This window comes from Aureimonas sp. OT7, assembly GCF_014844055.1.
Classification (GTDB): Bacteria; Pseudomonadota; Alphaproteobacteria; order Rhizobiales; family Rhizobiaceae; genus Aureimonas; species Aureimonas altamirensis_A.
In genome coordinates this window covers 411,025-433,408 of sequence record NZ_CP062167.1, presented here as the reverse complement: position 1 = coordinate 433,408, position 22,384 = coordinate 411,025, and the positions used below count along the sequence as shown (strand labels likewise).

Genomic DNA, 22,384 nt, shown 5'->3' with positions numbered 1-22,384 from the left:
ATATCAGGCTGCTTTACTGAACTCATGACGCCTCAAGGCTACGAGAAGAATGGCCATGGCAGCAGGTGTCATTCCGTCGATTCGCTCTGCCTCGGCCAGCGTCCGCGGTTGTCGCGCGGAAAGCTTCTGCACGATCTCGATGGACAATCCCTTCAAAGCCGCGAAATCGAACCCATCCGGAATCGCTTTCTGCTCATCGCGCCTCAGACTTGCCTGCTCGCGTCGCTGGCGATCCAGGTAGACATCGTAGCTCGCTTCGATCTCGACGCGCTCGCGGATCTGATAGGGTAAGGACAGGATCTCCTCCGCCCACACGGCCGACAGCCGCTCCAGATCGACGCCATCCTGTGCCAGAAGTTGCCAGGCCGTACGGCGGCGCCCATCCTGATTGACATGGAGCCCCTGCCGCTGCGCCTCGGCGGGTGTCAACGACAGGGACTTCAATCGCTGTTCCGCGTCAACCAGCAAGGCTTCACTGGCTTGGAACACGGATTGGCGTTCCGCTCCCACCAGGCCCAACTCGATGCCCTTCCGGGTCAATCGGCGATCCGCGTTATCGGCGCGAAGCGAAAGGCGATACTCGGCGCGCGAGGTGAACATGCGATAGGGTTCGGTGACGCCGGTCCGCGTCAGATCGTCGACCATGACGCCGATATAGGCTTCCTCCCGTCCGAACAGGACAGCCTCGAGGCCGGACGCCCGGCGGGCCGCATTGAGCCCGGCCACCAGGCCCTGCGCCGCAGCTTCCTCATAGCCGGTCGTGCCGTTGATCTGGCCGGCCAGGAAAAGGCCCGGCGCCTTGCGCACCTCCAGGCCACGGCTGAGTTCGGTCGGGTCGACATGGTCGTATTCGATTGCGTAGCCGGGCTTGACGATGCGCACTGCCTCCAACCCCGGGATGGAGCGCAGGAACGCGTCCTGAACGTCCTCGGGCAACGAGGTGGACAGACCGTTCGGGTAGACCGTGTCATCGTCCAGCCCCTCGGGCTCCAGGAATATCTGGTGCCCTTCCCTGTCGCCGAACTTGACGATCTTGTCTTCGATGGACGGGCAGTAGCGGGGCCCTGTCCCCTCGATGCGCCCGCCGTAAAGGGCCGAGCGATGGAGATTGTCGCGGATGAGCTGGTGCGTCCGTGGTGTAGTGCGTGTGATGCCGCAGTCGATCTGCGGGTTTTCTATCCGGCGGGTCAGATAGGAGAAGGCATAGGGCGTCTCATCCGGCTTTTGCACCTCCAGCGAAGCCCAGTCGATGGTGCGCCCATCGAGCCGCGCCGGGGTGCCCGTCTTCAGGCGGCCAAGGCGCAGCCCCAAGCGCTCGAGGGTTGCGGACAGGCCGAGCGTTGCCGCCTCTCCTACCCTGCCGGCCGGGATCTGCCGCTCGCCGAGATGGATCAGCCCACGCAGGAACGTTCCCGTGGTAACGACGACATTGGCTGTGGCAAGCCTGCGTCCATCCGCCATGACGACCGCCTCTATACCGCCGTCACCGATCGCGATGTCGAAGGCATCCCCTTCGACGACGGTCAGCCCCTGGCGGCTGCGGATCGCCTGCTGCATGGCGTTGGCATACAGCTTCCGGTCGGCCTGCGTGCGTGGCCCACGCACGGCAGGGCCCTTGCGCCGGTTGAGCAGGCGAAACTGTATTCCCGCCCGGTCCGCAACACGGCCCATCAGTCCATCGAGCGCGTCCACCTCGCGTACGAGATGGCCTTTGCCGATGCCGCCGATGGCCGGATTGCAGCTCATCGCGCCTATGGTCTCGAAATGATGCGTCACCAGTGCGGTGCGTGCGCCCAGGCGCGCGGCCGCATCGGCCGCCTCGCAACCGGCATGGCCGCCACCGATAACCACGACATCGAACTTCAGGACATCCTTCATGCCGGTGGTTAAGCCAAGTCCGGCGACGCATGTCAATCGCTGGTCGACGGCACCGGCCGCGCCGGCCTATTTGCCGATACAGAACTGCGAGAAGATGACGTCCAGCAGGTCTTCCACGCCGCGCTTGCCGACGATCCGGCCCAGGGCATCGGATGCCATCCGCAGCAATTCCGCCGCCACCTCCGGCGGCAGCGTCTCGACGTCGCACTCGCGCAGATAGCCCACGGCCATGCCGATGGCGTCGCGGTGGCGGCTCCGCGTCGGGATGCCACCTTCCGGGTCACCCGCCGTTTCGCTGGCAAGGCCGCGCACCCGCTCGACCAAGCGGTCGATACCGGCGCCGCTGCGCACCGAAATGGCAAGCCCCGGCAGATCATCGGGGCTTGTATCCGCCTTTGTGGTCACGATCCATGTCGGCGGGCCATCCGGGCCGGCGTCGATCGGATCGGCCGCCTCTCCGACAGGGCAAAGATGAAGGACGAGGTCGGCATGACGGGCGGCGTCGACGGCGCGCTCGATACCGAGACGCTCGATTGGATCCGCCGTTTCGCGCAGGCCCGCCGTATCGATCAGGCGGACCGCGAGCCCACCGAGATCGAGCGTTATCTCGATCCGGTCGCGGGTGGTGCCGGGAATATCGGAAACGATGGCGACATCGCGCTCGGCAAGGCAGTTGATGAGGCTCGACTTACCGGCATTCGGTGCTCCGACAATCGCGACCTTGAACCCATCCTTGAGGATCTCGCCCCGTTTGGCATTGGCAAGGGCGGCCTCAAGCTCGGAGCGCAGGGCCATGATTTCACGTGAAACACCGGCTGCGACATCGTCCGCGACGTCGTCCTCGTCGGAAAAGTCGAAATCGGCCTCCAGCATTGCCCGGATGTGCGTCAGCCGTCGCATCCACCCCTCGCACGCCTTGCGCATTGCGCCGCCAGTCTGGGCGATGGCGAGCTTGCGTTGAAGCTCCGTCTCGGCGGCCAGCAGGTCTGCCAGGCCCTCGGCTTCCGTCAGGTCCATTCGACCATTCACGAAAGCTCGCCGCGTGAACTCTCCCGCTTCCGCAAGCCGTACGCCCGGGTGCGCCGTCAGCGCCTCCAGACATGCCGCCACGACGGCCTTGCCGCCATGCAGGTGCAATTCCACCAGATCCTCGCCCGTTACGCTGTCCGGGCCCGGGAACAGGATCACCAGCCCCCTGTCCACGATGGCGCCATCGCCATCGCGGATCGTCCGCAGCCCGGCATGCCGGGGCGGCGGCAACCGGGTGACATGGCGCCCAACAAGGGCCAGGGCCGCCGGGCCGCTGATCCGCAATACGGCGATGCCGGCCGGCAGGCTGCCGCTCGACAGGGCGAGGATCGTATCGGTTGCGTCAAACATGTGCGATGCGGTGGCATGACGACGCCGCATCGTCAACGGGTCATTTCAGGAGCGCCCTCGACTGCTTGCCGCCTGGACCTCATGGGCACCGCCCTACCCCAACGCTTGCTTATCGAGGCATGAAAAAAGCGCCGATGCGTCAACCGCACCGGCGCCCAGTTCGTTTGCGGCTCGTGACCCGTCAGGTGTTCATAGAGTCGAAGAAGTCCGAATTGGTCTTCGTCTGCTTCAATTTGTCGATCAGGAACTCGATGGCGTCCGTCGTGCCCATCGGCGCAAGGATACGGCGCAGGACGAATATCTTCTGCAGGTCCTGGCGCGGAACCAGCAGGTCTTCCTTGCGGGTGCCGGACTTGAGGATATCCATGGACGGGAAGATGCGCTTGTCGGCGACCTTGCGGTCGAGGACCAACTCGGAGTTGCCGGTTCCCTTGAACTCTTCGAAGATGACTTCGTCCATGCGCGATCCGGTATCGATCAGCGCGGTCGCGATGATCGTCAGCGAACCGCCCTCCTCGATATTGCGGGCCGCACCGAAGAAGCGCTTCGGACGCTGCAGCGCGTTGGCATCGACACCGCCCGTCAGCACCTTGCCGGATGACGGCACCACGGTGTTGTAGGCGCGGCCGAGACGGGTGATGGAATCCAGAAGGATGACCACATCGCGTCCATGCTCGACGAGGCGCTTGGCCTTCTCGATCACCATTTCGGCCACTTGCACGTGGCGTGTGGCGGGCTCGTCGAAGGTCGAGGAGACGACCTCGCCTTTCACCGACCGCTGCATGTCGGTCACTTCTTCCGGACGCTCATCGATCAGAAGAACGATGAGATAGCATTCCGGATGATTTGCCGTGATGGAATGGGCGATGTTCTGCAGCAGCACGGTCTTGCCGGTGCGCGGCGGAGCGACGATGAGCGCGCGCTGACCCTTGCCCAGGGGCGCCACCAGGTCGATCACCCGAGCCGACAGATCCTTGCGGGTCGGATCGGCGATTTCCATCTTGAAGCGCTCGTTCGGATAGAGCGGCGTCAGATTGTCGAAATGGCTCTTGTGCCGAATCTTCTCCGGGTCGTCGAAATTGATCGTGTTGACCTTGAGAAGCGCAAAATAGCGTTCCCCGTCCTTGGGGCCGCGAATGGGCCCCTCGACCGTATCGCCGGTCTTCAGGGAAAACCGCCGGAGCTGCGACGGCGAGATGTAGATATCGTCTGGGCCCGGAAGGTAGTTCGCCTCGGGCGAGCGCAGGAAACCGAAGCCGTCCTGCAGCACTTCGACCACGCCCTCGCCGATGATCTCGACATCCTGGGCGGCCAGTTGCTTGAGGATCGCGAACAGCAATTCCTGCTTGCGCAGGACGGATGCGTTCTCCACGCCGTTCTCTTCGGCGAAGGCGATCAGTTCGGGGGCGCTTTTGTTCTTGAGGTCCTGGAGTTTTATCTCAGGCATGAAATTCTATGGCTCCGACCCATCGCGGACCCGAAAGAGCCGGTGGGTGCATGCTGTAGGGGGATGGGACGCAGGCCGTAAACTTGGGAAAGCGGGTTCGGCTACACTGCAGGGCCAGTACCTTGCAGGTACCGACCATAAGGCGGGATGGACCGCATATAAACCGCTCTCAGCCGCAGGGCAAGGGGTTCGCTCGTTACGCCGCCTTGGGGCCGGCAGGTTTCGCCCCCGCCTTTTCGAGAGCCGCCACCGCGTCCTCGATCACTTTTTCCGGCGTATCCTCGACGCTGACCACGATTCCGCTTTCCCCCGCTTCCAGCGGCTCGAGCGTGTCGAACTGCGACTGGAGAAGCGAGGTGGGCATATAATGGCCCTTGCGGTGAGCCATGCGCTCGCCCACCAGGTCGATGGGTGCATCGAGTTCGATGAAGAGGACCTCGGCCCGTGCCTCGCGCAGAATGTCGCGGTAGCGCTTCTTAAGGGCCGAGCAGGTGAGAACGCAGTTCAGGCCCGCATCCGATTTGTCGGATATCCAGTCGCGGATGGACCGCAGCCAGGGTGCACGGTCTTCGTCGTCGAGGGGGATGCCCGCCGACATCTTGTCGATGTTCGCCTTGGGGTGAAACTCGTCTCCCTCCGCGAACTGCCATCCCAGCCGGTCTGCAACACCCTTGGCGGTGGTGGTCTTTCCGACCCCCGACGGACCCATGACGATTGCGGCGAAAGGCCGGCTCGTATCGGACATGCGATATCCTTTTCTTCGTCCGTCCGGCGCTCCATCGGGATCAGAACGGCTTGACCACCACAAGAATGACGATCAGCACCATCAGCACGGCCGGTATCTCGTTCACGCTTCGCCAGAACTTGGCGCTCTTCCTGTTTTCGTCGCGCTCGAAACGGCGCTGCGAGGCGGAGAGATAGCCGTGCATGCCCGACAGGACAAGCACCAGCGCGATCTTGGCGTGCAGCCAGCCACCCTGGAAGCTGAACATCCAGGCCAGCCACAGGCCGGCGGCCCAGGTCACCACCATGGCAGGGTTCACTATGCCTTTAAGGAGGCGGCGCTCCATGATCTTGAAGGTCTCGGCCTGCTGCGAACCCACCGCCGATTCCGCGTGGTAGACGTACAGGCGGGGCAGATAGAGCATCCCGGCCATCCAGGAGATCACCGCCACGATATGCAGGGATTTGACCCAGGGCATCGCTTCCGGCGGAACCAGCGCGAACAGCGCGATCATCAGAAGGGCGCCCACTCCGAGGGCGATCCAGAGGGCGCGGTTGGATTTCATGCGGATCTCCTGAGATGGAAGGTTGACGTTCTTGTTGCCGCTTCGGCTAGAGATGCTCTAGCCGCCGCGGACGCGGCGCACGAGCGCCTCGACATGCGCGATCGGCGTATCCGGCGTGATGCCATGTCCAAGGTTGAAGATCAGCGGACCGCCGCCCAGCGCTGCCAGGATGGCGTCTACGCCGTCTTCCAGGGCAGCGCCGCCGGCGATCAGGCGCAGCGGGTCCAGATTGCCCTGCACCGCGCCATCCGCCTGCAGGCGGCGGCCCTGTGCGGCCGGCACGGTCCAGTCCAGCCCGACGACGTCAACGCCCGTTTCGGCGCGATAGAAATCGAGATAGGCGCCGGCGCCCTTGGCGAAGCCGATGATCCGCGCACCCGGCTCGGCAGCCCTGACCTGCGCGACGATCCTCTTGACCGGGGTGACGGCGAAGCGGCGGAAACCGCCCTCGTCGAGAATGCCGGCCCAGCTGTCGAAGATCTGGACGCAGTCCGCCCCGGCACGAAGCTGGCGGATGAGATATTGCGCCGACATGTCGGCCAGCAGCGCCAGCAGGGCATCCATCTCGTCCGGATGGCGATAGGCGAACAGCCGGGCAGGGGCCTGATCGGGAGTTCCGTGACCGGCGATCATGTAGGTGGCGACCGTGAAGGGCGCACCACAGAACCCGATCAGCGCAGTCTCGTCGGGCAGGGCTTCGCGAATACGAGCGACGGCCGCGATGACCGGTGCCAGATGCGTTTCGGCCATGGACGGGTCGAGCGTCTCGACTTCGCGCGGCAACAGCGGGTCCATCTGCGGCCCTTCGCCCGCCACGAAACGGACGTTGCGGCGCAGGGCATCGGGGATGACGAGGATATCCGAGAACAGGATGGCCGCGTCGAAGCCGAAGCGCCGTATCGGCTGCAGCGTGACTTCCGTCGCCAATGCCGGATTGTAGCAGAGATCGAGAAAGGAGCCGGCCTCGGCCCGCGTCGCGCGATATTCGGGCAGGTAGCGCCCCGCCTGGCGCATCAGCCAGATCGGGGGCGTGTCGAGCGTTTCTCCGTCGATGGCCCTCAGCAATCGGCGTCTTGGCATGATGGCATCCATTCCTCGTCGATCGATCGTCGGACACGGCGATCGCATTTATCCCCTAAATATAGAATCCCTATAGAAAAGGATTCTTATTCTTTATGGCCGTGGATTGCAGGAATTCATGGTCACGGATCGTTAGCCATGCAAATGGGGCCCCGGCAGTCGAGCCTGTCGATGACAGTGCGCGGCATCGTGTGGGCGACGCGCATTTTCGAAATAGTCGTGCAGAATCATCGTATTGGACAAGGTAAGGATCACCGGCGCCTGTGGATGAGGTGTGCACGATGCACTGCGTGCGACGGCGTTTTCCCCGATATTCAGATTGCCATGACCACAAGCGTCCGCCTGGTCAGCCATGTGGAAAAGCATGGCGCTTTCCCACCGCGTCCGGCTAAGGCGTGGGCGCTCCCCCATACCATCCAGTGATTCCCACAGACCTGCCAGAATGTCGGGGGCGGCGGGTTGGTTCCCCTTGCACCGTGTCTAAGAATCGAGTCCGCCGTCTGGAACGCGGCCGCGTGGCTGGCTAGAAGGGATGCTGGGACAGCTCAGGGGAGGTTCGAATGACGGAACCCATCATTCTCGCGTCGGGCAGCGTGCATCGGCGACGCCTTCTCGAACAGGCGGGGATCGCCGTCGAGGCGATCGCCTCCGGCATCGATGAACGCGCCGTCGAGGAGTCGTTCGGGGATGCGGAGGTAACGGCCGAAGACCTGGCCTCGATCCTGGCGGAAGCGAAGGCCGTCGACGTGTCGGAGGGTCGGCCAGGGCGGTTCGTGGTAGGGGCCGACCAGACTCTGGAGCTGGATGGCGTTCTCTTCCACAAGCCGACATCCATGGAACAGGCGCGACGCACGCTCCTGGCCTTGTCCGGGCGCACGCACAGACTGCACAGCGCCTACGCGATTGTCAGAAGCGGCGTGGTGCTGAGCCGACGGGTCGAGACCGCCTCCATCACCTTGCGTCAATTGACACCCAAGGAGATCGGCCAGTATCTCGCCAAGGCCGGCGAGGCGGTGCTGGGCAGTGTCGGCGCCTACCAGATCGAGGGCTCCGGTATCCTCCTGATGGATCGGATAGAGGGCGATTTCTTCACCATTGTCGGCCTGCCTCTGCTGCCGCTGGTCAAGGATCTGCAGGCGGAAGGCGCCCTCGATGCCTGATGTGGCGATACCGCGCGCCTTCGTCACCGGGTGGCCGGTATGGCACTCCCGTTCGCCGTTGATCCACGGAGCCTGGTTGCAGCGGCACGGCCTGCCGGGCAGTTACCAGCGCGCAGGCGTACCGCCCGAGGAGATCGAGCAGTTCCTGTCGGACCTCAGATCCGGGGGGTTCGTCGGCGGCAACGTGACCATTCCCCACAAGGAAGCGGCCTTCCGCGCTGCCGGTCGGCTCGATGCGGCAGCCACCGCCATCGGCGCGGTCAACACGCTGTGGTTCGAGGACGATGTGCTGGTTGGCGGCAACACCGACGCCCACGGCTTTGCCGCCAATCTGGATGACCGGCTGGCGGGCTGGCGCGATGCCGAGACGGTGGTGGTGCTGGGCGCGGGGGGCGCGGCACGGGCGGTTGTCCACGCCGTTCTTTCGGCCGGCGCGCGCAGCGTACATATCGTGAACCGCAATCCGGCACGGGCGGCGACGGTTGCCGATGGGTTCGGCGGGCGCGTCATGGCCCACGGGCTCGAGGACGAGGCGCGATTGATGCGCCGGGCGGACCTCCTCGTCAATACGCGTCCGGCACACACGCCCGATGGCGAGGCATTGGCGATAAGCGACCTTACCGGCCTTGCCGATGCGGCCCTTGTGACAGACATCGTCTACGTGCCCATCGAGACGCCCCTGCTGGCGGCGGCGCGGGCCCGCGGCCTGCGGACGGCGGACGGGCTCGGCATGCTCCTGCATCAGGCCGTGCCGGGTTTCGAGCGATGGTTCGGCGTAAAGCCACAGGTGGACGAGGCACTTCGTGGCCTCGTCCTGCGCGATATCGAGAAGGGAGTTTGACGATGGATACGGCAGGGCAGGGCGCAGAGACGGCAAGGGACGAGGTGATGGGCCTCTTCACCGACTACGCCGAAGGGTTCGACGATTTCGACTGCGATGCCGTGGCCGCCTGCTTTGCCTTCCCTGCAACCCTGTGGCAGGGCGGACGCGGCAATAGCTTTGCCGACGAAGACGAACTCCTCGAAAACATCGAGGCCCTGCTGGACGTCTTCGAGCGCGAAGAGATCGTGCATACGCGCTTCGACATCCTGGAGCTGACGGGAGGCGTCGAAAGCGCCAATGCCGTTCTTCGGTGGCGCCACGAGCGCGCCGACGGCGACGTGGCGCTGGAATTCTCGTGCCGGTATCTTCTGGTGCGGGACGGGCAGGACAATGCCTTGCGCATTACCAGCACGGTCACGGACTGACGGGGTGAAGATCCTCGGCCTCACCGGATCCATCGGGATGGGCAAAAGCACGACGGCGGCCATGTTCGAGGCGCTGGGCGTTCCTGTGTACAGCGCCGACGCGTCCGTGCACCGCATCTACGCCGGACCTCGGGCACAACGGATCGACGACGCCTTTCCAGGGACCCTGCGCGACGGCGTCATCGACCGCGCTGCGCTGTCGCAGGCGGTTGTCGGCAATCCCGACGCACTACGCACGCTGGAAGCGATCGTCCATCCTCTGGTGCGGGAGGCGGAGGCCGACTTTCTGGATGCGGCGCGGCGCAACGGCCATCCGCTCGTCGTCCTCGACATTCCGCTGCTGTTCGAAACCGGACGGGAGGCGGATATGGACGCGGTCCTCGTCGTTACCGCGCCGGAGGCCGTCCAGCGCGAGCGGGTGCTGGCGAGGCCCGGTATGACGGCGCAGAAGCTGGACGCGATCCTGGCACGGCAGATCCCCGACGCCGACAAGCGGGCAAAGGCGGATTTCGTGATCGATACCGCGTCGGGCCTCGACGCGGCCAGGACGGCGGTGGAGGCAATCGTTCGGCACCTTGGATAACTTCACGATCGGGGTTGAGGCGCGCTAGCCGATGCGCGAAGAGGGGACAGGCTGGGGTGTCAAGGGTTGTTCCATGCGCGAAATCGTCTTCGATACGGAAACGACCGGGCTCGATTTCGAGGCCGACCGGGTCATCGAGATCGGCGGCATCGAGTTGTGGAACCATATTCCGACGGGCCGGGAGTTCCATTGCTTCATTCGGCCGGCGGGAAGGCGGGTCGATCCGGGGGCATTCGACATCCACGGGATTTCAGACGATTTCCTGAAGGATAAGCCGTTGTTCGAAGAGGTGGCGGACGACTTCGTCGCGTTTTTCAGCGATGCGATGCTGATCGCGCACAATGCGGCATTCGACGTGCGCTTCCTGAACGCCGAGATGAAGCGCCTTGGACGGCAGGAGATTCCCCTGTCGTCGATCATCGACACGCTCCCCATGGCGCGGCGCAAGTTTCCGATGGCACCGGCGACGCTGGATGCCCTGTGCTCGCGATTCCAGATCGATACGTCGCGCCGCGACAAGCACGGGGCGCTCGTGGACTCCGAGCTTCTGGCGCAGGTCTATATCGAGCTGATCGGTGGCCGCCAGGCGGCCTTGCTGCTGAATCCGGAAGAAGGCCGATCCCAGGGCAACGACACGCTTGGCGACGTCGTGCTGCAACCGACCCGGCAGCGGCCAATCGCCTTGCCGCCCCGGTTGGACGACGCGCAGCGCGCCCGTCACGCCGCCTTCGTGGCGACGCTCGGCGAAGAGGCCATCTGGCGCACCTATCTGCCCGCCGACTGATCCCGGGCAATGGCCATGAAAAAGGGCGCCACCGAGTGGCGCCCTGACGATGGATCCGATGGGCCTGGTATCAGGAAGGCTGCACCTGCTGGCGGGCGCGCTCTTCGGCCATGCGCTGCTGGAACAGCGCAGCAAAATCGATAGGATCGACCATCAGAGGCGGGAAACCGCCGTTCCGCGTGACGTCGGCGATGACCTGGCGTGCAAAGGGGAACAGAAGGCGAGGGCACTCGATGAAAAGAACCGGCAGGAGATGCTCCTGCGGGAAATTCTCGACCCGGAAGATGCCGCCATACTGCAGTTCGACCAGGAACATCGCTTCCGCGCCTTCGCCCGCACGGGCGTTGAGCGTCAGCTTGACATCGTACTCGCCGTTGGAGCCGGTGACCGGCAGGGCGGAGACGTTGACGCCGATGTTGATTGCCGGCGGCTTTCCCTGTCCACGAAGAACGCCGGGCGCATTCGGGCTCTCGAAGGAGAGATCCTTGATGTACTGCGTCAGCACGTTCAGGCTGGGGGCCGCGGCCGGGGCAGTCTGGCCATTGGCCTTTTCGGTTTCGGACATCAAATTTCCTCGTGATATCGATGCGTCAGGCTGGTGTTGCGCTAGCATGCCGGGTCCGGCGAGACAAGCGAGCCTACGACCGGTCTGGAGGCAACCTACGGTTGTCGCCTGCCTGGCCGTCCGACCATGGCGAGTCCGGATCGCTGTCCCGGCGTTCGAAATCGTCTTCCTGAAGGTCTATCACCTCCGGGCCCACGCGATGCGCGGTTCCGGCCGTATAGGTGGCATGGCCGGGGCCGTACGCCCGAACGGTGATGCGGGAGCGCATCGCATTCCAGATCATGTCGCGCACCGGCGGGACGAAAAGCAGCAGGCCGAAGATGTCGGTGACGAAACCCGGGATCATCAACAGGATCGACCCTAGGACGATCATCGCGCCATGGACGATCGGGCGCTCCGGAACAACACCGGCGCGTGCTTCCGCCTGGGCGGCCTTGAGCGTGGAGAACCCCTGCCTGCGAAACAGGACGATGCCGAGCAGGAACGAGACCACCACGAGGGCCAGGGTCCAGCCGATACCGATCTGGCTGCCGACGGCGATGAAGACGCCGATCTCGACCATTGGAAGAGCAAGAATTGCGATCAGGACGAGGAGTGCGGGCATGGGCAGGCGGTGTCTTTCCCGGTCGGATGCCTTAGAGGCGGAGTGAATATCGGGCACATAGGTATCGCGCGGCGTGATTTGAATGCCGCGCGCACCATGTCTATATGCGTCGGATAGCTTTTACACGGATTCAAGGGATGCGGAGAGCATGGGTTTCGGGACGATCTTCTTTATCGTGGTGACGGTGATCGTCCTCTACCAGTTGTGGACGGTACTGGGGCGCCGCACCGGCAACGAGCGCCCGCCCTACGATCCCTACACGCGCAACGACCAGAACGGGGCCGCGAGCCCGGGCAACGTCGTAACCCTGCCCAGCCGCCGCCTGCCGGACACCGAGCCGGTCGCCAGCAGCTACGAGGCCATCGACAAGCTGGCGGAGCCGGGCACGGCAACCAATACCGAACTGCGCAGGATCAAGGATGCAGATCCGTCCTTCGACGCACCGACCTTCGTGGATGGAGCGAAGATCGCTTATGAAATGATCGTGACCGCCTTTGCGGACGGTGACAGGAAGCTGCTGCGCAACCTCCTTTCCCCGGAAGTCTACCAGGGCTTCGATACGGCCATCACCGACCGCGAAAAGCGCGGCGAGCGCATGCAATCCTCGTTCGTCGGAATCGACGATGCAAAGATCGTATCGGCCGAGTTGAAGGGCACCGAGGCCTACGTGACCCTGCGCATCGTCTCCCAGCTTATCTCTGCCGTTCTCAAGCCCGACGGCACCGTTGCGGATGGCGATCCGGAGACGGTTGTCGAGGTTCGGGACGTGTGGACCTTCGCGCGCGACACCCGTTCGCGCGATCCGAACTGGAAGCTGGTAGAGACCGAATCTGAAGAAAGCTGAGGCTCTCTTGAGGCATGAAGCGGCGAGGCGTCCTGACCGAGGAAGACAAGCGCCTGTGGTCGGCCGTCGCGCGCACCGCGCGTCCGCTGCCAGGGCGGGCCCTGCTGCCCGAGCCGCCTGAAGATGCCCTTGCCGGAGCCGGCAGAACGCCGGAAGCGCAGGTCAGGCCGGGCACGGCCCCACGGCCGGACATTGCGCCGGGCCCGCCGGCGCGCTCCCATATTGTCCAGGAGACGATCGACCGGCCGGTACGGCGCAAGCTGGGCCGGGGCCGGCTGGAGATCGACGCCCGCATAGACCTTCACGGCAAGACCGAGGCCGTGGCGCATTATGCGCTGCTGGGTTTCCTCCGGTCTGCCCACGGCATGGGGCTGCGCCATGTTCTGGTGATCACCGGCCGGGGATCCTCGTCCGGATCGACCGGCGCATTGCGGCGCGCATTCCCGCACTGGATCGCCACGGATGCCTTCCGCCGCCTCGTCTCGGGGTTCGACGTCGCCGAGCGAAGCCACGGTGGGGACGGCGCGTTCTACGTCAGGCTGCGAAAGACATGACACCATTCGGAGAGAAGGTCCGTGCGCTACGGCGCGAAAAAGGGGTCAGCCAGGGCCAGATGGCGGAAGCGCTCGGCGTTTCCGGAGCCTATCTGTCGGCACTGGAGCATGGCCGGCGCGGTCGTCCGAGCTGGTATCTGCTGCAGCGGATGATCGGCTATCTGGGTGTGATCTGGGACGATGCGGAAGAGCTGGAGCGGCTGGCCGAGTTGTCCCATCCACGGGTGACGGTGGAAACCGGAGGGCTCGCGCCCGAGGCGACGGTGCTGGCCAATCGCCTGGCGGAAACCATCGGATCCCTCAGCCCGGCGGATATCCGGCAGCTTCTGGAGATACTGGAGCAGGCCGCAGGACGTATCGAGGCGGGCCGACGCGTAAAATAACCTTCGCCTGCCTTGCAATGGCCATCGGTGGTCCCCAATATCAACCCATGTTCAACGAAACGGAAGGAGGTGATCCAATGTCGAGTGGTTTGCAATTGCCGACAGGATCGGAAATGCGCGTCGACGGGAAGGGGCAGCCTTCTTTCTGACGATGGCTTTCGGCCATTCAGGCACGGCCTGACGGCAAGAGCTCGCAATCACGGGGCCGCTCCTTCGACGGGGCGGCCCTTTTGGTTCAGGCATACAGGTCGCGGCGCGTCGGCGGCAGCCTGCTGGGCCCCTTCACCTTCCGAGAGGCCAGCGTTTGCTGGATCAACGCATCGCCGCGTTCGAAGCTGATGGCACATCCCACGAGATAGGCCAGCCAGAGCCGGGCCCGCGGCTCTCCGATCATTCCGATCGCGGCTTCCATGTTGTCCTGCAACCGATTGGCCCACAGCCTGAGGGTTCGGGCATAGTGCTCCCGCCACCCTTCCACGTCGTGGATCTCGAAACGGTAGGCCTCGAGCTTCTGAAGGGAGTGGCCGATATAATCCAGCTCGCCCCCCGGAAAGATGTATTGCGTCAAAGCCTTGTATTCCGCCGATTTGCGATGGAACTGCCGCACCGTCTTCTTGGCGGGGCGCGTTATGGCATGGTGCAGATAGAGCCCGCCCGGTTCCAGAAGCCGATGGACCGCGGCAAAGTACTCGTCGTGATGGGCAAAGCCCACATGCTCGAACATGCCGATGGAGGATATCTTGTCGAAGCTTCCGGACAGATCCTGAAACGGCTTCAGCTCGATCGTGATCCGGTCGGATAATCCGGCTTCGGCGATCCGCTCGCGCGACAGGTCGAACTGGGCCTGGCTCAGCGTGACGCCGTGGCCCACGACCCCGTAATGGGACACTGCGTGGATCAGGAGCGCACCCCAGCCGCTGCCGATGTCGAGCATACGTTCGCCCGGCTGCAGGCGCAGTTTTCGGCAGATCATGTCCAGCTTGTCGCGCTGAGCCCTGTCGAGATCGTCGTGCCAGCCATCGAAGTACGCGCAGGAGTAGAGCATGCGCTGGTCCAGGAACAGCCGGTAGAAATCGTTGGAGACATCGTAATGATATTGGATGGCCTGCCTGGTGGAGCCACTGGCGCCGGCGCCTTCCCCGATCGCCGCATGGACGACCTTTCCCTGGCGCCGCAGCCGTACCAGCGCAGGCAGCGCGCGCGCCACCTGCCACTTGCCGATCTGTTTCAGGGCCTGCTTGGTCTTGACCCGGCTCTTGACGCCAGCGACGTCGAACAGCGTGCCGTCCTCGATATCGAAGGCTTTTTCCATCCACAGCTCGACGAGCGTGGTGATCGTCGGCCGGAAGGCAAGGCGCGACAACGCCACGGGATCATGCAGTACCACGACCGGTCCATCCACCGGCCCGAGGCGCTCACCCGTCCACAGACGGACCGCGATTTCCGGTTGGAAGCTTTCATATCCCTGCCGGATCAACCGGGCGAGGGTCCGGGCACTCGCATCTTCGGCGCGAACAATTTCGTGTCTCACGTGAAACACTCCCCGCATGATAAGTCCGCCTGAGAATAGCACGGCATCGCAACAGAGGAAGGGTCTGGGGCGATGCCGATCACTTTTCGGTGTAGCGGGGCCCGAATTTCAGCCCGAGGGCGTGGCGAGCTTCATCAGGATCAGCCCTGTGACGATCAACGCCGCCGCCAGCAATCGGGTCGGATTGGCGGCTTCACCAAGGACGACGACGCCAACGATGAAAGCGCCAACGGCGCCGATGCCCGTCCAGATGACATAGGCGGTTCCGAGTGGCAGCGTCCGCATCGATATCGACAGCAGGGCGAAGCTGGCGCCCATGAACAGAATGGTGACGATGCTCGGCACCAGGCGTGTGAAGCCTGCGGATTGCTTCATCGAGAAGGCCCAGACGACCTCCAGGACACCAGCGACGAGAAGATAGGCCCAGGCCATGACGAAAACTCCGAGTAGCGCGGGTCGTCCAGCGGGAATGGCCTTGAGGGAAGGTCGTCCTTCGACACGCGCCAATGCGGTGTCCCATGGCGGGAAATGGGGGCCGGGCGCCGTCCGATCAAGCTGCGACCATCAAAAATCCGAGGCAATGCCGTTCTTTTCCCAGTCTCCGTAGCGGACCGGTTCCGGGCCGTCGCGTCCATTGATCTCGACGGGCTTGTCGTCTGTCTTCGGCTCGGCGGCGCGCCGTTGCCGGGCTTCCAGCAGAGCCCGTTGCGCCGCCGGCGGCAGATCCTCGAAACGCCGTGCCGGCGCTGCTTTGTCCTGCGTCATGATCCTGCTCCATGGCGTGCTGCCGATCGTCCCAGTATTGAAGGACGCACATGGCCTTACCAGATTGTACATAGGCCTCACGGCCTTGTAACGCTGGAGATATCGACGCTTATGAACAGGCTCAAGACTGCCATGCTGATCGCGGTGATGACCGCCCTTTTCATGGGGGTCGGTTTGTTGATCGGCGGCCGTGGCGGCATGATGATCGCACTCCTCATCGCCATCGGCATGAATTTCTTTGCGTACTGGAACGCCGACAAGATGGTCCTGCGCATGCATCACGCGCATGAGGTGGATGAGCGCACCGCTCCGGATTATTACCGGCTCGTGAAGGGGTTGGCCGCCAATGCCGGCCTGCCGATGCCGCGCGTGTACATCATCGAGAACGACCAGCCCAACGCATTCGCAACGGGCCGCAACCCGCAGAATGCCGCCGTGGCCGCGACCACCGGCCTGCTGCGGCAACTGACGCCGGAGGAGGTCGCCGGGGTCATGGCGCATGAGCTGGCCCATGTGGAGAACCGCGATACGCTGATCATGACCATCACGGCCACGCTGGCGGGTGCCATCTCGATGCTCGGCAACTTTGCGTTCTTCTTTGGCGGCAACCGCGAGAACAACGGCAATCCGCTGGGCATCATCGGCGTCCTCGCAGCGGTGATCGTCGCCCCGCTGGCCGCCATGATCGTCCAGATGGCGATCTCCCGGACGCGGGAATACTCGGCCGACAGGCGCGGCGCGGAAATCGCCGGCAATCCGATCTGGCTGGCATCGGCCTTGGCCAAGATCGCCTCGGCCGCAGGACGGACCGTCAATGTCGATGCCGAGCGCAACCCGGCGACCGCCCATATGTTCATCGTCAATCCGCTGAATGGCCAGCGGATGGACAATCTCTTCTCGACACATCCCGACACCAACAACCGGATTGCTGCCCTCAAGGCCCAGGCTGCCGAAATGCAGCCCGCCGCCGGCGGATCCGGCCGGCTCTCGTCGGCGACGCGGGAAAGCGGCTTCCTTGACGAGGGGCGGCAGCGCGGTCCATGGAGCGGCGGAAGCAACAGCGGCGGTGGACGACGAGGACCATGGGGTTGAAGAAAAAGCCGCGGACCGGGCGTGCGCTCGCGGACGCGGATAGGGACGACAAGCCGGGCCTGGCGGCGCGCCAGGTTGCCACCCGGCTTTTGTCGGCCGTCGTCGTGTCGCAGACATCGCTGGATGGCCTGACCGACCGCAAAGGCGGCCACCCGGCCTTCCGGCGTCTGGAGGGCAGGGACCAATCCCTGGTGCGCGCCATTCTCGTTTCGGCGCTGCGGCGGCGCGGAACGCTGGACGCGATCCTGGCACAATGCCTCGAACGCCCGCTACCGGGCAATGCCGACGCCCTGCACAGCCTGCTCCATACGGCCATGGCCCAGATCCTGTTTCTGGACGTGCCGGATTCCGCCGCCGTCGATCTTGCCGTCTCGCAAACGCATGGCGATCCCCGCCTTCGCCGGTTCGCCGGCCTGGTCAACGCGATCCTGCGACGCGTATCCCGCGAGAGGGACGGCCTGATCGCCGGGCAGGCCGATCCGCTGGTCGATATGCCGAAATGGCTGCAGCAGCGTCTGTTGCCGGCCTATGGCACGGAAGCGCTGGCCGCCATCGCCGCCGCCCATCGCGCCATCGCACCGGTGGACATCACCGTCCGCGACGGCGATGCGGCCCTGTGGGCGGAGCGTCTGGGCGGTCATCTGCTGTCCTTCGGAACCGTCCGCCTGGAGGCGGACCCATCCCGACCGGTGCAGGAACTGACCGGGTTCGACGAGGGGGCCTGGTGGGTGCAGGATGCTGCCGCGGCCATACCCGCAAGACTGTTCGGTGCTGTCGCAGGTGCCCGGATCGCCGACCTCTGTGCAGCGCCGGGCGGCAAGACGGCGCAACTGGCCGCCGCGGGAGCCGAGGTCACCGCGATGGACATATCGGCAAGCCGGCTGGCTCGCCTGGAAGAGAATTTCCAGCGGCTTCGTCTGCCGGTAAGGGCGGTGCACGGCGATATCAGGCAGGCCGACATCGTCTCCGGCGGGTCGTTCGACGGCGTGCTCCTGGATGCGCCCTGCTCCTCGACGGGCACGATCCGCCGCCACCCCGACGTCGCCTATACGAAGAGCGCTGAAGAAGTGGACAAGCTGGCGGCCGTGCAGGCCGACCTTCTGCGGCACGCGGCCCGCGCCGTACGACCGGGGGGCGTGCTCGTCTTCTCGAACTGCTCGCTGGACCCTGCCGAAGGAGAAGCCATCGTCGAGGCATTTCTGGCGGCCCATTCCGACTATCGCAGAAAGCCCGTGACGGCCGATGAACTGCCGGGGCTGGAAGCCGCCATCTCGCCGGCCGGCGATGTCCGGACCACGCCGGCAATGGTGCCGGACGCCAACCCGGCCCTGGCCGGCCTGGACGGATTCTACGCGGCGCGATTGCTGCGCCTTCCGGCGACCGGCGGTTAATAAGAATTTTACCTCGATTCACGAAAATGCCGCATGAGTGAATCATCGCGACGGCTTCCTGACGAGGGCGGCCGCGCAGGGGAGCCCGGCGATCATGGCTGCGGAACTGGTTGACGACCCACGGTTGGCAGGTCTTGCGCTGAGAGAGGCATGGCGCCGGGCGCGGCGCGTGGCGCGCGCACCCTGGCTGTCGATCCTGCCGGGCATGGGGCCGGACCGCATCCTGGCCGTCCCGCGTGAATTCCGTCACGGCGACATGGCGACCGCCGAGACCATCTATGCCGGCGATTTCCATCTGGCGGGACACCGCGTGGAGATTACCGATACGTCGCCTTTCGAGCGGCGTGACGCGCCCCTGGCCTGGCAGGCCGAGCTTTACGGTTTCTCGTGGCTGCGGCACCTGTCGGAAATGCAGGACGCCCTCGCAGCGGAGAACGCACGCGCCCTCGTCGACGATTTCATGGGCTTGCCCCGGCGGCGGCGTTCGCCTGTCTGCACCGCACCGGAGGTGATGGCGCGCCGTGTCATCTCCTTCCTGACCCATTGCCCGATCGTCATGGCCCAGGGCAAGGACGAGTTCCGGGGGCGGTTCCTGGATCTCATCGCGGCCGAGGCGCGCTATCTGCGGCGCATCGCACCGGAAGTCACCGACGGCATGCCGCGCCTGATGGTGCGGATCGCCCTGGCCTATGCCGCCCTTTGTATCCATGCGCACGCCCATCAGATGAAGACGGCGGCGCAGAACGTGTCTGACGAGCTGGATCGCCAGATCTTTCCCGATGGCGGACATGTCTCGCGTAATCCCGAAACCATCGTCGAGATTCTGTCGCTCCTTCTGCCGCTGCGGCAGCTGTTTTCGCAACGCCAGCAGCCCGTGCCGCGGAGCCTGCTGGCGGCGATCGACCGTATGCTGCCGGCACTTCGCTTCTTCCGCCATGCCGATGGCGCGCTTGCTCTGTTCAACGGGGCGACGTCCGGCAGCCAGGCGTTAATGCTCGCGCTTCTGCGGTTCGACGAGACATTGGGCGAACCGGTATCCCACATGCGGCAGACTGGATATCACCGGCTGGCGCAGGGCAATTGCACCCTGGTCGCCGATACCGGCGTTGCACCCGAGGGCGCGTTGTCGGTGGACGCCCACGCCGGTACGCTGGCCTTCGAATTTTCGTCCGGCGCACGGCGCCTGATCGTCAACTGCGGCGCGCCGCCAAAGGCGGAGGCCGCCTGGCGGCGGCTGGCTCGCAGCACGGCCGCCCATTCGACGCTGACGGTCGCCGACCATTCCTCGTCACGCTTCGCGCGGTCGCGGCTGATCGACCGCTTTCTCGGAAGCCCGCTCGTATCGGGGCCGACCAAGGTGGTCGCAGAGCGGCAGGAGAAGGCCGACGGCCTGCATCTGTCCATGGCGCATGATGGATACCGTGCGAATTTCGGACTGGTCCACGAGCGGGACCTGTTCCTGTCGCGCGATGGCCGCCTGGTGGAGGGGTGGGACCGCCTGTTCCGCTCCAATCGCCCGGCGCGTGGCCGCGCCGGAAACGCCGTGGCCGAAACTCATGTCCGTTTCCACCTCCACCCGGATGTGGAAGCCGAAATCGCCGGTAGCGGCATTCGCCTGTTTGCCGGCGGCGAAGTCTGGTGGTTCTTTGCCGATGGCGCCCCCGCGCTCGAGGAATCGATCTTCTTTGCGGATCCGCGCGGTGCGCGGCGCACACGCCAGATCGTCCTGACCTTCGGCGATAATCAGGCCGAGCTTCACTGGCGCCTCGAACGACGGTTGTAGCCGACGGAGGCAGCCGGACGGCGCGAGCGCCCTATATTCGCGGTCGACCTCAAGGGACCGGGATATCGCCATGGCTGCCTCAGCACCTCGTCTTTCATTGGCCGCATTGGCTGCATGCCTGGCCCTCAGCGGTTGCGGCATGAGCCGCGCCGTAACGGTTGCCCCCCAGACGATGGACGATCTGGCGCGGCAGACAGAGCCGTTCCGCGCCGGCCGGGCGGCCGAATGAGCCGCAAACGACATCAGCAGGCGATTTAACTCTTCGTCAAAATGCCCTATCACCCCGGCTCGAAGGCGGGCGCTGCCCGCATGTCAGCTATCCTGCGCGCCCTATCGACATGAGGCGCGCCGAGCCGGAGATCGTGATGGCCATTGCAGCAAACACCTATCCTGCCCCGGACCGACTTCCGATCCGGCGCGCCCTTCTGTCCGTCTTCGACAAGACGGGGATAGAGGAGCTGGCGCGCTTTCTGGCCGGGCAGGGCGTGGAACTGTTGTCGACGGGCGGGACAGCGCGTGCCCTGAGCGCCCTTGGCCTCGTCGTCAAGGATGTCTCCGAGCTGACCGGGTTTCCGGAAATCATGGATGGGCGCGTGAAGACGCTGCATCCGAACGTGCATGGCGGCCTTCTGGGCATTCGCGCCGACCCCGCCCATGCCGAGGCGATGCAGGCCCACGGTATAGCCGGGATCGATCTTCTGGTCGTCAACCTCTATCCATTCGAGGAGACGGTGGCGTCAGGCGCGGATGCCGCCGCCATCGTCGAGAATATCGACATCGGCGGACCTGCCATGATCCGCGCCGGCGCGAAGAACCATCCCTATGTCACCGTCCTGACCGATCCCGCCGATTATGCGACGTTCATGGACACCATGGTTGCAGGGGACGGACAGACCGATCTGGAGCTTCGGCGCAAGCTGGCGGGCAAGGCGTTCGCGCTGACGGCAGGCTACGACGCCGCGGTATCGAACTGGTTTGCGGCGGTGGGGCAGGATGCGGCGCCCAAGCGCCGCAGCTTTGCCGGAACGCTGGCCAGCACCCTGCGCTACGGCGAAAATCCGCATCAGCACGCCAGCTTCTACCATACGTCCGAAAACCGGGCCGGTGTCGCGACAGCGCGGCAGGTGCAGGGCAAGGAACTGTCCTACAACAACCTCAACGATACGGACGCCGCCTTCGAGCTGGTCGCCGAGTTCGATCCGGCGCGGGCGGCGGCGGTTGCCATCATCAAGCATGCCAACCCCTGCGGTGTGGCCGAGGGCGAAACCTTGCTGGATGCGTATCGGCGCGCCTATGCGTGCGACACGGTGTCCGCCTTTGGCGGGATCGTCGCGCTCAACCGCCGTCTCGACGCCGCCACGGCCGCCGAGATCACCCAGATCTTCACCGAAGTCATCATCGCGCCTGGCGCCGCCGAAGAGGCGATGCGGATCGTCGCGGCGAAGAAGAACCTGCGCCTGCTCCTGACCGATGGCCTCCCCGATCCGCGCATGCCGGGGCTGATGGTGAAGTCGGTTGCCGGGGGCCTGCTGGTCCAGAGCCGCGACAACGGTCATATCGACGATGTGACCCTGAAGGTGGTGACGCGGCGCCAGCCCACCGCCGAAGAGATGGCCGACCTGAAATTCGCCTTCCGCGTCGCCAAGCACGTAAAATCGAATGCCATCGTCTATGCGAAGGACCTGGCGACGGTCGGCATCGGCGCCGGGCAGATGAGCCGCGTGGATTCGGCGCGGATCGCCGCCCGCAAGGCCGAGGACGCGGCCGAGGCAGCCGGCGGCCCGGTGCTGACCAGGGGCTCGGTGGTCGCGTCGGATGCGTTCTTCCCGTTCGCCGACGGTCTTCTGTCGGCCGTCGCGGCCGGTGCCACCGCCGTTATCCAGCCGGGTGGCTCGATGCGGGACGACGACGTCATCAAGGCGGCGGACGAAAACGGCCTTGCCATGGTGTTTACCGGAATGCGCCATTTCCGCCACTGATCCGGGCCGGAACCCGTCATGAAAAAGGGCGCGCCATGACATGG

The 22,384-nt window shown here is 64.9% G+C and carries 24 protein-coding genes; 13 read left to right on the top strand and 11 right to left on the bottom strand.

Going from position 1 to position 22,384, the window contains the following annotated elements; all coding sequences use genetic code 11:
* Positions 1-3 precede the first annotated feature (3 nt).
* The 6 genes from mnmG to hemE all read right to left on the bottom strand — a co-directional run bounded on the left by mnmG (position 4) and on the right by hemE (position 7,074).
* Positions 4-1,878 (bottom strand): tRNA uridine-5-carboxymethylaminomethyl(34) synthesis enzyme MnmG, encoded by a 1,875-nt coding sequence (gene mnmG / locus IGS74_RS02080; protein ID WP_192388971.1) that lies wholly within the window; start codon positions 1,876-1,878, stop codon positions 4-6.
* Between the two features lie 66 nt (positions 1,879-1,944).
* Positions 1,945-3,258 carry a tRNA uridine-5-carboxymethylaminomethyl(34) synthesis GTPase MnmE gene (gene mnmE, locus IGS74_RS02075; protein WP_192388969.1) on the bottom strand — a complete coding sequence of 438 codons (1,314 nt, stop codon included), beginning with the start codon at positions 3,256-3,258 and terminating at the stop codon, positions 1,945-1,947.
* A 181-nt stretch (positions 3,259-3,439) separates the two neighbouring features.
* A complete protein-coding gene (gene rho, locus IGS74_RS02070; RefSeq protein WP_039194969.1) occupies positions 3,440-4,705 on the bottom strand; it encodes a transcription termination factor Rho in 1,266 nt (421 codons plus the stop codon).
* 196 nt (positions 4,706-4,901) lie between these two features.
* Positions 4,902-5,450 carry a gluconokinase gene (locus tag IGS74_RS02065; RefSeq protein ID WP_246722828.1) on the bottom strand — a complete coding sequence of 183 codons (549 nt, stop codon included), beginning with the start codon at positions 5,448-5,450 and terminating at the stop codon, positions 4,902-4,904.
* A 40-nt stretch (positions 5,451-5,490) separates the two neighbouring features.
* Positions 5,491-5,994: a protoporphyrinogen oxidase HemJ gene (gene hemJ / locus IGS74_RS02060; RefSeq protein ID WP_039194966.1), complete on the bottom strand. Its 504-nt coding sequence runs from the start codon at positions 5,992-5,994 to the stop codon at positions 5,491-5,493.
* 57 nt (positions 5,995-6,051) lie between these two features.
* Positions 6,052-7,074, bottom strand: a complete 1,023-nt coding sequence (gene hemE, locus IGS74_RS02055; protein ID WP_192388967.1) for a uroporphyrinogen decarboxylase — start codon at positions 7,072-7,074, stop codon at positions 6,052-6,054.
* A gap of 560 nt (positions 7,075-7,634) precedes the next feature.
* Between hemE and IGS74_RS02050 the strand changes: the two genes are divergently transcribed.
* The 5 genes from IGS74_RS02050 to dnaQ all read left to right on the top strand — a co-directional run bounded on the left by IGS74_RS02050 (position 7,635) and on the right by dnaQ (position 10,849).
* A complete protein-coding gene (locus tag IGS74_RS02050; protein ID WP_192388965.1) occupies positions 7,635-8,234 on the top strand; it encodes a Maf family protein in 600 nt (199 codons plus the stop codon).
* Positions 8,227-9,075, top strand: coding sequence for a shikimate dehydrogenase (locus IGS74_RS02045; RefSeq protein WP_192388963.1), 849 nt, complete (start codon positions 8,227-8,229; stop codon positions 9,073-9,075). The genes IGS74_RS02050 and IGS74_RS02045 overlap by 8 nt, the downstream gene beginning before the upstream one ends.
* Before the next feature lie 2 nt (positions 9,076-9,077).
* A complete protein-coding gene (locus IGS74_RS02040; protein WP_039194962.1) occupies positions 9,078-9,482 on the top strand; it encodes a hypothetical protein in 405 nt (134 codons plus the stop codon).
* Positions 9,483-9,486: 4 nt separating this feature from the next.
* Positions 9,487-10,065: a dephospho-CoA kinase gene (gene coaE, locus IGS74_RS02035; protein WP_192388961.1), complete on the top strand. Its 579-nt coding sequence runs from the start codon at positions 9,487-9,489 to the stop codon at positions 10,063-10,065.
* Between the two features lie 73 nt (positions 10,066-10,138).
* Complete coding sequence (dnaQ, locus tag IGS74_RS02030) at positions 10,139-10,849, top strand: DNA polymerase III subunit epsilon (protein ID WP_192388960.1); 711 nt, start codon at positions 10,139-10,141, stop codon at positions 10,847-10,849.
* 70 nt (positions 10,850-10,919) lie between these two features.
* On the opposite strand, the gene secB is transcribed toward dnaQ, so the two are convergent.
* A complete protein-coding gene (gene secB / locus IGS74_RS02025) occupies positions 10,920-11,414 on the bottom strand; it encodes a protein-export chaperone SecB (RefSeq protein ID WP_039194959.1) in 495 nt (164 codons plus the stop codon).
* A 73-nt stretch (positions 11,415-11,487) separates the two neighbouring features.
* Positions 11,488-12,018 (bottom strand): FxsA family protein, encoded by a 531-nt coding sequence (locus tag IGS74_RS02020; protein ID WP_192388958.1) that lies wholly within the window; start codon positions 12,016-12,018, stop codon positions 11,488-11,490.
* A 148-nt stretch (positions 12,019-12,166) separates the two neighbouring features.
* Here IGS74_RS02020 and IGS74_RS02015 point away from each other — a divergent pair, with 148 nt between their 5' ends.
* Genes IGS74_RS02015 through IGS74_RS02005 form a run of 3 tightly spaced genes read left to right on the top strand, consistent with a single transcriptional unit; the run spans position 12,167 to position 13,799 of the window.
* Entirely contained in the window at positions 12,167-12,862 is a 696-nt protein-coding gene (locus IGS74_RS02015; RefSeq protein ID WP_192388956.1) for a Tim44/TimA family putative adaptor protein, read from the top strand.
* Positions 12,863-12,876: 14 nt separating this feature from the next.
* A complete protein-coding gene (locus IGS74_RS02010; protein WP_192388954.1) occupies positions 12,877-13,416 on the top strand; it encodes a Smr/MutS family protein in 540 nt (179 codons plus the stop codon).
* Positions 13,413-13,799 carry a helix-turn-helix domain-containing protein gene (locus tag IGS74_RS02005; protein ID WP_192388953.1) on the top strand — a complete coding sequence of 129 codons (387 nt, stop codon included), beginning with the start codon at positions 13,413-13,415 and terminating at the stop codon, positions 13,797-13,799. Before IGS74_RS02010 ends, IGS74_RS02005 begins: the two co-directional genes overlap by 4 nt.
* A gap of 235 nt (positions 13,800-14,034) precedes the next feature.
* On the opposite strand, the gene IGS74_RS02000 is transcribed toward IGS74_RS02005, so the two are convergent.
* The 3 genes from IGS74_RS02000 to IGS74_RS01990 all read right to left on the bottom strand — a co-directional run bounded on the left by IGS74_RS02000 (position 14,035) and on the right by IGS74_RS01990 (position 16,095).
* Entirely contained in the window at positions 14,035-15,330 is a 1,296-nt protein-coding gene (locus IGS74_RS02000; RefSeq protein WP_246722824.1) for a cyclopropane-fatty-acyl-phospholipid synthase family protein, read from the bottom strand.
* A 108-nt stretch (positions 15,331-15,438) separates the two neighbouring features.
* On the bottom strand, positions 15,439-15,762 hold the full coding sequence (sugE, locus tag IGS74_RS01995; protein ID WP_192388949.1) for a quaternary ammonium compound efflux SMR transporter SugE: 324 nt from the start codon (positions 15,760-15,762) through the stop codon (positions 15,439-15,441).
* A gap of 132 nt (positions 15,763-15,894) precedes the next feature.
* Positions 15,895-16,095, bottom strand: coding sequence for a DUF1674 domain-containing protein (locus tag IGS74_RS01990; protein ID WP_192388947.1), 201 nt, complete (start codon positions 16,093-16,095; stop codon positions 15,895-15,897).
* Positions 16,096-16,206: 111 nt separating this feature from the next.
* Between IGS74_RS01990 and htpX the strand changes: the two genes are divergently transcribed.
* The 5 genes from htpX (at position 16,207) to purH (ending at position 22,340) form a co-directional block, all read left to right on the top strand.
* Positions 16,207-17,187, top strand: coding sequence for a zinc metalloprotease HtpX (gene htpX, locus IGS74_RS01985; RefSeq protein WP_192388945.1), 981 nt, complete (start codon positions 16,207-16,209; stop codon positions 17,185-17,187).
* Positions 17,184-18,578, top strand: a complete 1,395-nt coding sequence (locus tag IGS74_RS01980; protein WP_246722823.1) for a transcription antitermination factor NusB — start codon at positions 17,184-17,186, stop codon at positions 18,576-18,578. Before htpX ends, IGS74_RS01980 begins: the two co-directional genes overlap by 4 nt.
* 37 nt (positions 18,579-18,615) lie before the next feature.
* A complete protein-coding gene (locus IGS74_RS01975; protein ID WP_192388941.1) occupies positions 18,616-20,361 on the top strand; it encodes a heparinase II/III family protein in 1,746 nt (581 codons plus the stop codon).
* A gap of 70 nt (positions 20,362-20,431) precedes the next feature.
* Entirely contained in the window at positions 20,432-20,590 is a 159-nt protein-coding gene (locus IGS74_RS01970; RefSeq protein ID WP_192388939.1) for a hypothetical protein, read from the top strand.
* Between the two features lie 136 nt (positions 20,591-20,726).
* Positions 20,727-22,340, top strand: coding sequence for a bifunctional phosphoribosylaminoimidazolecarboxamide formyltransferase/IMP cyclohydrolase (purH, locus tag IGS74_RS01965; RefSeq protein WP_192388937.1), 1,614 nt, complete (start codon positions 20,727-20,729; stop codon positions 22,338-22,340).
* Positions 22,341-22,384 lie beyond the last annotated feature (44 nt).